At 68.9% G+C, this 12,385-nt stretch carries 12 protein-coding genes; 7 read left to right on the top strand and 5 right to left on the bottom strand.

Features of this window, described 5'->3' with window-relative positions; all coding sequences use genetic code 11:
- Window positions 1-10 precede the first annotated feature (10 nt).
- From BLP62_RS10145 to BLP62_RS10170, 6 genes are read left to right on the top strand one after another with little or no spacing between them, the layout of a single operon-like run.
- Window positions 11-541, top strand: coding sequence for a Uma2 family endonuclease (locus BLP62_RS10145; RefSeq protein WP_093008244.1), 531 nt, complete (start codon window positions 11-13; stop codon window positions 539-541).
- Window positions 538-1,296, top strand: a complete 759-nt coding sequence (hisF, locus tag BLP62_RS10150; RefSeq protein WP_093008245.1) for an imidazole glycerol phosphate synthase subunit HisF — start codon at window positions 538-540, stop codon at window positions 1,294-1,296. Before BLP62_RS10145 ends, hisF begins: the two co-directional genes overlap by 4 nt.
- A gap of 4 nt (window positions 1,297-1,300) precedes the next feature.
- Complete coding sequence (gene hisIE, locus BLP62_RS10155; RefSeq protein WP_093008246.1) at window positions 1,301-1,957, top strand: bifunctional phosphoribosyl-AMP cyclohydrolase/phosphoribosyl-ATP diphosphatase HisIE; 657 nt, start codon at window positions 1,301-1,303, stop codon at window positions 1,955-1,957.
- Window positions 1,958-2,013: 56 nt separating this feature from the next.
- Entirely contained in the window at window positions 2,014-2,982 is a 969-nt protein-coding gene (glpX, locus tag BLP62_RS10160) for a class II fructose-bisphosphatase (RefSeq protein ID WP_093008247.1), read from the top strand.
- 10 nt (window positions 2,983-2,992) lie between these two features.
- Window positions 2,993-4,753, top strand: coding sequence for an adenosylcobalamin-dependent ribonucleoside-diphosphate reductase (locus BLP62_RS10165; protein ID WP_093008248.1), 1,761 nt, complete (start codon window positions 2,993-2,995; stop codon window positions 4,751-4,753).
- Complete coding sequence (locus BLP62_RS10170) at window positions 4,750-5,424, top strand: DUF58 domain-containing protein (protein WP_093008249.1); 675 nt, start codon at window positions 4,750-4,752, stop codon at window positions 5,422-5,424. Before BLP62_RS10165 ends, BLP62_RS10170 begins: the two co-directional genes overlap by 4 nt.
- Here the strand turns inward: BLP62_RS10170 and BLP62_RS10175 are convergent.
- From BLP62_RS10175 to BLP62_RS10190, 4 genes are read right to left on the bottom strand one after another with little or no spacing between them, the layout of a single operon-like run.
- A complete protein-coding gene (locus tag BLP62_RS10175; protein WP_093008250.1) occupies window positions 5,395-7,257 on the bottom strand; it encodes an aldehyde ferredoxin oxidoreductase family protein in 1,863 nt (620 codons plus the stop codon). The genes BLP62_RS10170 and BLP62_RS10175 overlap by 30 nt on opposite strands.
- A 56-nt stretch (window positions 7,258-7,313) precedes the next feature.
- Complete coding sequence (locus BLP62_RS10180) at window positions 7,314-8,567, bottom strand: ABC transporter substrate-binding protein (protein ID WP_093008251.1); 1,254 nt, start codon at window positions 8,565-8,567, stop codon at window positions 7,314-7,316.
- A 44-nt stretch (window positions 8,568-8,611) separates the two neighbouring features.
- Window positions 8,612-9,805, bottom strand: coding sequence for a carbohydrate ABC transporter permease (locus BLP62_RS10185; protein WP_176758195.1), 1,194 nt, complete (start codon window positions 9,803-9,805; stop codon window positions 8,612-8,614).
- Complete coding sequence (locus tag BLP62_RS10190; RefSeq protein ID WP_093008252.1) at window positions 9,795-10,988, bottom strand: carbohydrate ABC transporter permease; 1,194 nt, start codon at window positions 10,986-10,988, stop codon at window positions 9,795-9,797. The genes BLP62_RS10185 and BLP62_RS10190 overlap by 11 nt, the downstream gene beginning before the upstream one ends.
- 30 nt (window positions 10,989-11,018) lie before the next feature.
- Between BLP62_RS10190 and tsaB the strand changes: the two genes are divergently transcribed.
- Window positions 11,019-11,567 (top strand): tRNA (adenosine(37)-N6)-threonylcarbamoyltransferase complex dimerization subunit type 1 TsaB, encoded by a 549-nt coding sequence (tsaB, locus tag BLP62_RS10195; RefSeq protein WP_093008253.1) that lies wholly within the window; start codon window positions 11,019-11,021, stop codon window positions 11,565-11,567.
- 41 nt (window positions 11,568-11,608) lie between these two features.
- Here tsaB and BLP62_RS10200 read toward each other — a convergent pair whose 3' ends face one another.
- Complete coding sequence (locus tag BLP62_RS10200; RefSeq protein ID WP_093008254.1) at window positions 11,609-12,262, bottom strand: flavodoxin family protein; 654 nt, start codon at window positions 12,260-12,262, stop codon at window positions 11,609-11,611.
- Window positions 12,263-12,385 lie beyond the last annotated feature (123 nt).

Genomic DNA, 12,385 nt, shown 5'->3' on the forward strand with positions numbered 1-12,385 from the left:
AATGAGCTCCATGGTGCGGCACCGGTTCCGGGTGGAGGAGGTGGAGGCCTTGGGGGCGCTCCACCCCGAACTCCGCCTGGAACTCCTAGACGGCGAGGTCTACGAGATGGCTCCCCCCTCCAGCGAGCACGCGGGGCTATTGGACTGGCTCCTCCATGCGCTTGCCCCCAAGGTGGCGGGGCTCGCCCAACTCCGGGTGCAAAGCCCCTTGCGCCTTTCCGAGGAAAGCCTTCCCCTTCCCGACCTCCTCCTCCTCAGGCCCCGGGAGGACTTCTACACCCAGGCCCATCCCGGCCCGGAGGACGTGCTTCTCCTGGTGGAGGTGAGCCTCTCCACCGAGGCCTGGGACCGGGAGAAGAAGCTTCCCCTCTACGCCCGGGCGGGCCTCCCCGAGGTCTGGCTTCTCACCCGGGAGGGCCTCGATGTCCACCGGGACCCCGAGGGGGGCCGCTTCCGCCGGCGCTTCCTTGTGGCCAGGGGCGAAAAGGTCGCCCCCCTCCTCCTGCCCCAGGCGGAGTTCCTCTTCCAGCCCCCCCTATGAGCCTCGCCAAGCGCATCGTCCCCTGCCTGGACGTCCACGCGGGCCGCGTGGTCAAGGGGGTGAACTTCGTGAACCTAAGGGACGCCGGGGACCCCGTGGAGGCGGCCCAAGCCTACGATGAGGCGGGGGCGGACGAGCTCGTCTTCCTGGACATCTCCGCCACCCACGAGGAACGGGCCATCCTCCTGGACGTGGTGGCGAGGGTGGCGGAGAGGGTCTTCATCCCCCTCACCGTGGGCGGGGGGGTGCGCTCCTTGGAGGACGCCCGCAAGCTCCTTTTGGCAGGAGCCGACAAGGTGAGCGTGAACTCCGCCGCGGTACGGCGGCCCGAGCTCATCCGGGAGCTTGCCGACCACTTCGGCGCCCAGGCGGTGGTCCTGGCCATAGACGCCAGGTGGCGGGGGGACTTCCCCGAGGTCTATGTGGCGGGGGGGCGGGTGCCCACGGGCCTCCACGCCGTGGAGTGGGCGGTGAAGGGGGTGGAGCTTGGGGCCGGGGAGATCCTCCTCACCAGCATGGACCGGGACGGGACCAAGGAGGGGTACGACCTCAAGCTCACCCGCAGGGTGGCCGAGGCGGTGGGGGTCCCGGTGATCGCAAGCGGCGGGGCCGGGCGGATGGAGCATTTCCTCGAGGCCTTCCAGGCCGGGGCCGAGGCCGCCTTGGCCGCAAGCGTCTTCCACTTCGGCGAGATCCCCATTCCCGAGCTCAAGCGCTACCTCGCGGGAAAGGGCCTCCCCGTGCGGCTAGACTAGGGGCATGGACCTTTCCGCCGTCCGCTTTGACGAAACGGGCCTCGTCCCCGTGGTGGTCCAAGACGCCCGCACCGGGGAGGTCCTCACCCTGGCCTACGCCAACCGGGAGGCCCTGGAGGAGACCCTAAGGACCAGGCGGAGCACCTTCTTTAGCCGAAGCCGCCAGGCGCTTTGGCGCAAGGGGGAGACCTCGGGGCACACCCAGGAGGTGGTGGAGGTCCTCCTGGACTGCGACGGGGACGCCGTGGTCTACCGCGTCCTCCCCCAAGGCCCCGCCTGCCACACGGGGGAGAGGAGCTGCTTCCACCGGGCCCTCCTAGAGGGGGAAAAGGACCTCGGCTTCGTGGTGGGCCAGGTCTACGCCACCATCAAGGAACGCCTAAGGACCCTCCCCGAGGGAAGCTACGTGGCCCGGATGCACCAAGCGGGCCTGGACCGGATCCTCAAGAAGATCGGGGAGGAGGCGGGGGAGGTGATCCTCGCCGCCAAGAACCAAAACCCCGAGGAGCTCCGCCACGAGGCGGCGGACCTCCTCTTCCACCTCCTCCTCACCCTGGCGGAGCTCGGCCTTGGACCCGAGGACCTGGCGAAGACCCTCTGGGAAAGGCACCGGCCCGGGGGGAACCGGGCCTCGGGGAAGGAGCCGGAAGCTTCTTCCTAAGGGGAGGCCCCGGCCAGGGAGCCCGTCCCGGAGGCCGGGCCCTTTATGATGGAACCATGGAAATTGAGCGCCGGCTGGTCCTCGAGGTCGTCCGGGTCACGGAGCAGGCGGCCCTGGCCGCGAGCCGCTTCGCGGGCAAGGGGGACAAGGAGGCGGTGGACGAGGCGGGCACCGAGGCCATGCGCCGGGTGCTGAACGAGCTTCCCATAAGGGGCACCGTGGTCATCGGCGAGGGGGAGATGGACGAGGCCCCCATGCTCTACATCGGGGAGGTCCTGGGCCAGGGGGGGCTGGAGGTGGACATCGCCGTGGACCCCGTGGAGGGCACCACCACCGCCGCCAAGGGCCTGCCCAACGCCGTGACCGTGATCGCCATCAGCGAAAAGGGCGGGCTCTTCCACGCCCCCGACATGTACATGGAAAAGCTCATCGTCCCCCCGCCCGCCGCGGGGCTCGTGGACCTCACCTGGCCCGTCTCCGCCAACCTCAAGGCCTTGGCCCTCGCCCTCCAGCGCTCCGTGGAGGACCTGGTGGTGGTGGTCCTGGACCGCCCCCGGCACGAAAGGCTCATCCGGGAGATCCGGGAGGCGGGGGCTAGGGTCAAGCTCATCTCCGATGGGGACGTGATCGCCGCCCTGGCGGCGGCCATCCGGGGCACGGGGGTTCACGCGGTGATGGGCATCGGCGGGGCCCCGGAAGGGGTTTTGGCCGCCGCCGCCTTAAAGTGCCTGGGCGGGGAGATCCAGGCCCGCTTCGTCCCGCAAAACGAGGAGGAAAGGGCGCGGCTCAAGGCCATGGGCGGGGACGAGAACCGGGTCTACCGCACGGAGGACCTGGCCCCGGGGCGGGAGATCGTCTTCGCCGCCACGGGCATCACCGACGGGGACATCCTGGAGGGCGTGCGGTTCTTCGGGGGCGGGGCGAGGACCCATTCCGTGGTCATGGGCCACGCCACCCGCATCGTGCGCTTTATAGACTCCATCCACCTCTTTGAGACGGGGGCGCGGGTGACCATCCGGGTGTAGACTGGAAGAGGTGCCCCGGGTCTACGGCGAAGCCGAGGCGGAGAGGCTCGCCCTGGAGTTCTTCGGGGGGGACGAGCTTAGGGCCAGCGTCTTCCTCCGGCGCTACGCCCTGCGGGACGAGGAGGGGAGGCTCCTCGAGGCCACCCCCGAGGAGATGTGGCGAAGGCTCGCCCACCACGCCGCCCGGGTAGAGAAGGGCGGGGAGGGGAAGTTTCTTTGGCTCTTTTCGGACTTCCGCTTCGTCCCCGGGGGGCGCATCCTCTTCGGGCTCGGCAACTGGCGCAAGAGCACCCTCTTCAACTGCTACTTCCTCCCCATCCGGGAGGACTCGGTGCGGGGCATCACCCGCTTTCTGGACGAGGCGGCGAGGACCTTCGCCTACGGGGGCGGGGTGGGCACCAACGCCGACGTCCTCCGCCCCAAGGGGGCCAAGGTGGGCAACGCCGGGGTGGAGAGCTCGGGGGCGGTGAGCTTCATGGAGCTCTTCTCCACCCTGGCCGGGGTCATGGGGGCGAGCGGGGGGAGGCGGGGGGCCCTCATGCTCACCTTCTCCGACACCCACCCCGAGCTCCTGGACTTCCTCCGGGCCAAGACCGACCCCGAGCGGAGCCGGGTGCGCCACGCCAACATCTCCCTAAGGGCCTCGGACGCCTTCCTGCAGGCCGCCCTGGCCGACGAGGCCTGGAGGCTTTCCTTCACCACCCCCAGGGAAAGGATCACGGCCACCCTCCGGGCCAAGGAGGCCTGGGAGGCCCTGGTGGAAGCGGCCTGGCAAAGCGCCGAGCCCGGCCTCCTCTTCTGGGACCGCATCCGCACCTGGGCCACCGCCCAGTACGGGGGGATGGAGGTCCAGGGGGTGAACGTCTGCGGCGAGGTGCCCATGGAGCCCTACGGGGCCTGCAACCTGGGGAGCCTGAACCTCGCCACCTTCGTGAAGGAGCCCTTCACCGCAAGGGCCCGGCTGGACCACGCCGAGCTGGAGGAGGCCACCCGGTGGGCGGTGCGCTTCTTGGACGCGGTGGTGGACCTGGGCAAGAACCGCCATCCCCTAAGGGCGCAAAGGGAAGCCTCCCTAAGGAGCCGCCGCATCGGGCTTGGGGTGATGGGCCTCGCCGACATGCTGGCCATGCTGGGCCTCCCCTACGCCTCCGAGGAGGCCATCCGCCTGGCGGAGGAGGTGATGCGGCGCATCAAGGAGACCGCCTATTGGGAAAGCGCCCGCCTGGCCCAGGAGCGGGGCCCCTTCCCCGCCTTTGACGCGAAAAGGCACCTGGAAAGCCCCTTCATCCAGGCCCTTCCTTTGGACCTGGTCCGGGAGGTGGAAAAGGGCCTGCGAAACGCCGCCCTCCTCTCCATCGCCCCCACGGGCTCCATCTCCATCCTGGCCGGGGTCACGAGCGGCATGGAGCCCATCTTCGCCCTCACCTACCTGCGCCACGCCGGGGGGCAGGCTTACTTGGCGGAGCACCCCCTCCTCCGGCGCTACCGCCGGGAGCGGGGCGGGGAGGTCCCCGACTGGCCCACGGCCCACACCGTGGACCCCTTCCAGAGGGTCCGCCTCCAGGCCGCCCTGCAGCGCCACGTGGACCAGAGCATCTCCTCCACGGTGAACCTGCCCCGGGAGACCCCCAAGGAAACCGTGGAGAGGCTCTTCCTCCTGGCCTGGCAAGAAGGGTGCAAGGGGATCACCGTCTTCCGAGAGGGGAGCCGGGAGGAGGTCATAGAACCCCTGCCCCCCGTGGGGGTCTGCACCTTCTGCGAGAGGGGATGACCCGCTACCGCATCGCCACCAAGCCCTACCTCCCCTACCCCGGGGAGCGCCTCGCCCGGAGGAAGGGGCTTGGGGGGGAGTTCTACGAGCTCCGCCCCTACGCCCCGGGGGACGAGGTGCGGAGGGTCCACTGGCGGGCCTACGCCAAGACGGGAAGGCTTTACACCCGGCTGGAGACCGCCCCGGAAAGGGCCCGCTTCCGGATCTACCTGGACGGAAGCCCGAGCATGCGCCTCCACGGGAAGCTCCCCTACGCCGAGGAGGTGGCGGCCCTCCTCCTCAAGATCGCCCGCCAGGAGGACCCCCTGGCCCGCCTCGAGGGGGGAAGCCCCGAGGACCTCCGCCCCGGGAGGGGAGTCCTGGTCCTCGTCACCGACGGGCTTGACCCCCTCCCCTGGCCCAGGCTCCTCCCCAGGCGGGTGGTCCTGGTGCAGGTCCTCTCCCCCCTGGAGCTGGACCCGCCCCCCACGGAGGCCCTCCTCAAGGACGTGGAGACCGGGGAAACCCTCCCCGTGGGGCGGGAGGAGGTGGAGGCCTACAAGGAGGCCCTGGCCGCCCACCTCAAGGCCCTCCGCCTCCTCGCCCTCCTCCGGGGGCGCTACGCCCTCCTCCGGGTGGGGGAGCCTCCCCTTCCCGCCCTCCTACGCCAGGGCGTTCTGGAACTCCTCTAGGCCCAAGGCCTTGAGCCTTTCCGGATCCACGCCCCCTTCCCAGCCCGCAAGCCTCCGGTAGACCCTGACCCCCTCCCGGAAGGCCAGGGGGTCTAAGCGGGCCTCGAGGTTCCCCTTGCGGAAGGGCTGGAAGAAGCGCTCGGGAAGCCGGTCCTCCTCCGGGGAGATCCCCTCCCGCAGGTTGAAGAGCCGGGTGAGCTGGAGCGTCCTCTCCCCCACCGCAAGCATCTCCTCCGGGGAAAGCCGCCAGCCCGTGGCGGCGTAGAGGGCCTCCCGCCACTCCTCCGGGGTCCAGGGGACGAAGTCGCAGAGCACCAGGCTGTTCACGAACCCCCGCTCCCGGGTCTTGGTCCAGAGCATCCGGATCTTGGCCTCGGAAAGGTCCTCTATGGGCAGGGGCTGGAAGTCCTCCCCGTAGAAGCGGAGCTCCCTCAGGGCCCTCCCCTCCTTGGCGAAGGCGGTGTCGTGGAGGTTGTGGTTGTGGTCCGCCCCCGTGGGGCTCACCGCATACCCCACCCCCAGGGCCCGCTTGTACCGGGGGTCGTGCATGGGCACCTCCTGCCCCTTCACGTGCATGGCGAGCTCGGGGTGGCCGATGGCTTCAGCAAGGCGCCTTGCCCCTTGGGCGAGAAGCTCCCCAAGCCTCCCCTCCCGCCTCGCCAGCTTCTCTATGGCGGCGATGAGGGCATCCCCGTTGCCGAAGCGAAGCCCCAGGCCCTCGTCGTCCAAATAGCCCTTCTCCACCGCCTCCATGGCGCAGGCAATGGTCACCCCCACCCCGATCACGTCCAGGCCGTACTGGTTGCAGAGGGTGTTGGCCTTGGTCACGGCGTAGGGGTCGGTGACCCCGCAGGTGGAGCCCAAGGCCCCAAGCCCCTCGTACTCCGGCCCCCCGTACTCGGGGCGGACGTCGTACTTGCCCGTGCCCTCAATCTTCACCACCTGCTTGCAGCGGATGGCGCAGGCGTAGCAGGTGTCCCGGCCGATGCGGATGCCGAGGGCGTCCAGGCTGGTCCCGTCCAGGGCCTCGGCCCCCTCCAAAAAGCCATCCAGGAAGTTGTGGCTGGGGAGGACCCCCCGGAGGTTGAAGGGCTTCACCGTGCCCACGGTGCCCATGGTGACGAGGCCCGCCGCCCGGTCCATGCGCTCCTTGGCTATGCGCCGGGCGAGCTCCTTGAGAAGGCCGGGGTCGTGGTAGGCAGGAAGGGTCTCCTTGTGGGCCCGGGCGGAGACCGCCTTGAGCCTTTTGGCCCCCATCACCGCCCCCAGGCCCCCCCTCCCGGCGAAGTGGGCCAGGTCGTGGATGACGTTGGCGGTGAGGACCCGGTTCTCCCCGGCGAGGCCGATCTGGGCCACGCGGGTGTTCCCCCCGTGGGCCTCCTTGAGGAGGGCCTCCACCTCCAGGGGGTCCTTGCCCCAGAGGTGGGGCGCAGGGTGGACGGCCACCTCCCCTCCTTCCACGTGGAGGTAGACGGGGGCCTCCGCCTGGCCCAGGACCACGAGGGCGTCCAGGCCCGCGTTCTTGAGCTCCGCCCCGAAGAAGCCGCCGCCCTCCGCGTCCCCGTACCCCCCGGTGAGGGGGCTCTTGGCGGCCACGGTGTTCCGCCCCGAGCCGGAGATGGGGGTGCCGGTGAGGACCCCGGGGGCGAAGACGAGGGCGTTCTCGGGGCCCAGGGGGTCGGCCCCCTTGGGCACGTGCCTGAGGAGGAGGTAGGCGGCCAACGCCCTCCCCCCCAGGTAGCGCCGCCAGAAGGCCTCGCCAAAGCTTTCGTACCACACCTTCCCCGTGGAGAGGTCCACGAAGGCCACGCGGTCGTGATAGCCCTTGGGCATACCTAAAGCTTACCCCGCCCGGGGGCCTTCGCCTCGGGCGGGGGTAAGGAAGAGGTTCAACGGGTCTTTCCGGAAAGGAGGTCTTCCGCCAGCTTCTGGGCCTTGTCCAAGGCGGCCTTGGGGTCGGCCTTGTTGAGGATGGCCTCCTTGATGGCCTGGCCCAGGAGGTCAAAGCGGATCTGCTCCCACTCCGCCAAGGCGGGCTCAAACTTGGCGTAGCGGCTCTGGCGCACGATGGTGGCGTAGTCGGGGTTCTCGGCGGCGTAGGCCTGGTAGACGGGGTCCTTGAGGGCCCCCTCGGAGACGGGCACGTAGCCCGTGGCCGTGGCGAAGACGGCCTGGGCCCTGGGGGAGAGGACGAACTGGAGGAAGTCCTTGGCCACCGCCTGCTCCTCCTTGGAGGCCTGGCGGAAGACCACCAGGTTGGTGCCCTGGACGAGACCGTAGCCCGGCTGGCCCTTGGTCCGGCCCGGCAGGGTGGCCACCCCCAGGTCAAACTTGGCCCCCTGGCGGTAGTAGGTGTAGCCCGCGGAGGTGTCCACGCTAAAGGCGTAGGGGCCCGAGCCCAGGTTCTGGTTGATGTAGCCGGAGGTGATGGCCTTGGCCCACCCCTCCTTGACCCCGTTTTGCAGGAGGGTGAGGGCCTCCACCGCCTCCTTGGAGTTCAGCACCAGCTTTCCGTTCTTGAGGTAGCTCCCGCCCAGGTTGAAGAAGAAGTAGGCGAAGGTGGAGGCGTCGGGCTGGAACCAGTAGACGGGGCCGCCCTCGGCCTGGGAAAGCCTCTTGGCGGTGGCCACGAACTCCTCGAGGCTCGCCGGCACCTTGGCCCCGTGCTTCTTCAGGAGGTCCTTGTTGTAGTAGAGGACCTGGATGCTCTTGTTGAAGGGCACCCCGTAGACCACGCCCCCGAAGCGCACGGCGTTCAGGAAGCTGAGGTTCACCCCCTGGAGCTTCACCCCCAGAGCCTCTATGGGCAGAAGGGCCTTGGCCTCGAGGTAGAGGGCGATGTTGTTCTCGTAGGCCTGGGCCATGGCCGGAACCTTCCCGGCGGCGAAGGCCGCCTTGATCTTGGTGGAGAGGTCCCGGTACCCCCCCTGGGGCACGGGACGGACGCACCGCCCCTGCTGGCCCTTGTTGAACTCCACCACCAGGTTCTCCAAGGCCGCTTTAGGGGCCCCACCGGTGAAGCCGTGCCAGAGCTCGGCCACCACCTTGGCCTTGGCGCACTGCTCCTTGATCACGTCCTCGGGCTTGGCCTGCTGGGCCAGGACCACCCCCAGCACCGCCACCAGCAAAAGCGCTTTCTTCATACCCTCACACCTCCGGGGAAAGTATACCGTGCCCCTTGTCAGACTCACTTGAGCCCCGAGCGGGCGATCCCCTGGATGAACTGCCGCTGGGCCACGAAGTAGCCCAGGACCACGGGCAGGATCACGAAGGTGCTTGCGGCCATCAGGGCCCCGTAGTCCGAGCCCGCCTCGGAAACGAAGGCCTGGAGGCCAAGCTGCACCGTGCGCATCTCCGGGCTCTGGGTGACGATGAGGGGCCAAAGCAGGGCGTTGTAGGCCCCGAGGAAGGTGAAGATCCCATAGGACACGAGCCCCGGCAGGCTCAAGGGCAAGGCGATGCGGAAAAGCTGGGTGAGGTAGCCGGCCCCGTCAATCCTGGCGGCGTCAAAGAGGTCCTGGGGAAGGGAAAGGTAGAACTGCCGCAGGAGGAAGATGCCGAAGACCGAGGCCAGCCAGGGGACGATGAGGGCGTAGTAGGTGTCCAGCCAGCCCAGCCGGGCGAGGAGGACGTAGTTGGGGATGAGGAGGACCTCCCCCGGCACCATCATGGTGGCCAGGATGAGGACGAAGACGGCCTCCTTTCCCGGGAAGGGGATGCGGGCCAGGGCGAAGGCCGCCAGGGCCGCCAGGAAAAGGCCCACGGCCACCTGGGTGAAGGCGGTGAAGAAGCTATTAAAGAAGTACCGGCCCCAGGGGGCGGCGTTCCAGGCCTCGAGGTAGTTGTGGAACACGTACCCCAAGGCCCCGGGCACGGCGTTCACCCACTCCAGCCGCCAGTACTCCCCCTGGGAGCGGAGGGCGTCCGGGGGCAAGGGGGGCTCCAAGGGGGCCCCCTTGGGCCAGAGGACCACCAGGGGGACCCGGCGGAAGCCGGCCTCCCCCGTGTTGGTGAGGCGGACCCGCCACCCACCCTCCCCCCGGGCCACCTCCACCTTGGTCCCGTCCGCCACCGGGTCAAAGAAGGCCCCCGGGGAGCGGGGCACGAGGGCCCTCGGGGGCGGCGCCTCGGGCCCCGGGAAGAAGAGGGCCACGCTCCGCCCGGGGCCAAGCCCCCCAAAGAAGGGGCTATCCCCGAGCCTCGCCGCCTTGAGCCAGTTCGCGGGCTTGATGCGCTCCGGCACCCACACCGGCTGGGCCTGCAGGGCCTCCTGGGGGCTTTTGAAGCTGGTGGCCAGCATCCAGTAGAAGGGGAAGGCCATGATCCCCCCGCCCACCAAAAGGACCAGGTGCACCCCGAGGAGCGAAAGCCTAAACCTCATAGTTCACCCGCCTCTCCAAGACCCGGCGCTGGACCAGGGTGAGGGCCAGGATGATCAGGAAGGTGACCATGGCGATGGCGCTGGCGTAGGAGAAGTCCGAGTCGCGGAAGCCCTTGTTGTAGAGGTAGAAGGCCAGGGTGAGGGTGTCCTGCAGCACCCCGCCCGTGGGGGTGAGGACGTAGACCTGGGTGAAGACCTGGAAGGCCCCGATGAGCCCCAGGGTGAAGAGGAAGAAGGTGGTGGGGGAAAGGAGGGGCCAGGTGATGAGGCGGTGGCGCTGCCAGAAGGTGGCCCCGTCCAGCTCCGCGGCCTCGTAGTACTCCTTGGGGATGGCCTGGAGCCCCGCCAGGAGGATCACCACCTGGTAGCCCAAAAAGTGCCACACGCTCATGGCCATGACGGCCACGAAGGCCAGGCTGGGCCCGGCCCAAAACCCCTGGACCTCTATCCCCAAGGGCCGGAGGAGGAGGGCGAAGACCCCGGTGGGGGTGTTCAGCCAGTCCAGGCCCGGGGTGCGGAGGAGCCAGTTGAGGAAGCCGAACTCGGGGTGGTAGATCCAGCGCCACACGGCGGCCGCCGCCGTGAGGGCGGTGATGTAGGGGAGGAAGAAGAGGGTCCGGTACAGCCCGAGGAAGGCCACCCGGGTGTTGAGGAGGATGGCCACAAAGGTGGCGAGGAGAAGCCCGGTGGGCACGGTGAAGACCACGTACCAGAAGGTGTTGCCCAAAGCGCGCCAGAAGAGGGGGTCCTGAAGGAGGATGCGGTAGTTCTCCAGCCCGGCGAAGGCCGCGGGGCGCAGGAAGTTCACCCGCTCAAAAAGGCTCAGGTAAAAGGCGTAGAAGGTGGGGAAAACGTGCCAGACCAAAAGGAGGGCCAAGGCGGGCCAGACCAGGGCCCAGCCGTAAAAGGCCCCCTGGTCCTTCTCGCTAAAGTTCCGGGCGAAGAGCCCAGCGAAAAGCAGGGGGGCCAGAAAGAGGGCAGGGGGAAACCAGGGGGCCAAAAGCCCAAGAAGCAGAAGGGCGTGGCGCAGGCCGAAGCGCAACCCCCAAAGGGCCAGCACCCCGTACAGGCCGAGGCCCACCCCCACCACCGCCGAGGGCAGGAACCCCAGGCGGTGGGCGTAGCCCGCCAGGGTGAGAAGGGCGCCAAGCCCCAAGAGAAGGTGCAAGGGAACGCCCCGCATCCCGAGCGGAGTATATCAGGGGCCTTTACCATGAAGGGCGTGTGGACCCTGACCCTGGACACCGCCACCCCTTACCTCTCCTTGGGCCTTTTCCGGGGCGAGGAGGGCCTGGGCCGGGTGGTGCGGGTGGAAAGACGGCACGAAGAGGTGCTCTTTGGCCTCCTGGAGGAGCTTTTGGCCCAGGTGGGGGCGAGGCGGCAGGAGGTCCAGACCCTGGTCCTGGGGGAGGGCCCGGGCTCCTACACGGGCCTGAGGATCGCCCTGGCCGCGGGCCTCGGCCTGGCCCAGGCCCTGGGGGCCAGGGTCTTTGGGGTAAGCTCCCTCCTCGCCGCCTCTTGGCCCTTCCTGAAGGAAGGGGAGCCCCTCACCCCCCTCTTCACCGCCAGAAACGGCCTCTTCTACGGGGCCACCTACACCCTGGAAGGGGGAAGGCCCAAGGAGGTGGCCCCCCCGAGGAAGCTCAAGGCCCAGGAACTCCCCCGGGAAGGCCGCCTCCTCCTGGACCCTCCCCCCGACCCCCGGGCCCTCTACGAGCTCCTCCCCTTCGCCCGGGAGGGGGTGGAACCCCTTTACCTGTGATCCCCCCCCGAGGCCAAATGGGGTCCAGCCTGGAAAGGGGTTCAATCGGCGGCGATCCCCGGGGAGGGGGGATGGCGGTAAAGGTAGCTGGGGAGGGGCTCTTGGAAGGAAGTTCCCCGGAGGCGCTCCGCCATCAGCACCAGGTTCTCCCCGGCGATGCGGGCGTCCTCCAAAAGCTCGGGGTTTTCCCTCAAGCGCCCCACGCCCCGATGGTGGGCGTAGACCAGGCCCAAGGGGGCGAGGACGAAGCCCATGTAGGAGAGGGGCAGGAGCATCTGGGCGAGGGCCTGGCTCGCCCCTTCCTCCTCCGCCACCGCCAGGAGGGCCATGGGCTTGCCCAGGTTCAGGAGGCCCTGGTTTTCCATGGAGGTCATGCGCTCCAGGAGGGCCTTCATCCGGGCGGAGACGCTGAACCAGTAGACCGGGGTGGCGAAGACCACGGCGTCGGCGCTAAGGAGCTTTTCCACCACCTTGCCGAAGCCGTCCCAGGGCCCCTGCACGCAGGTTTCGGGGCCGCAGGAGGCGGGGTCTTGGGAGTAGTTTCCCGCGCAGAGGGGAAAGGGGTGCTTCACCAGGTCCAGGCGCTCGGTGTGGGCCCCCTTGCGCCTGGCGGCCTCGAGGACCTCGTCCAAAAGCTCCGCGGTAAAGCCGTCCGTCCGTGCCGATGCGTTGACGCCGAGCACGCGTAAGCTCATAAATATCACCCAGGCACTAAACCGCTTTTAGTATAACCCAAGTTGCTACCTATCCCCTGGATCTGAAAAAATAGTGGCCGCTATGCTTTCCCGTCTCATAGCGGCCTTTTGCATTATAGACGA

This window comes from Thermus arciformis (assembly GCF_900102145.1).
Taxonomy (GTDB): Bacteria; Deinococcota; Deinococci; order Deinococcales; family Thermaceae; genus Thermus; species Thermus arciformis.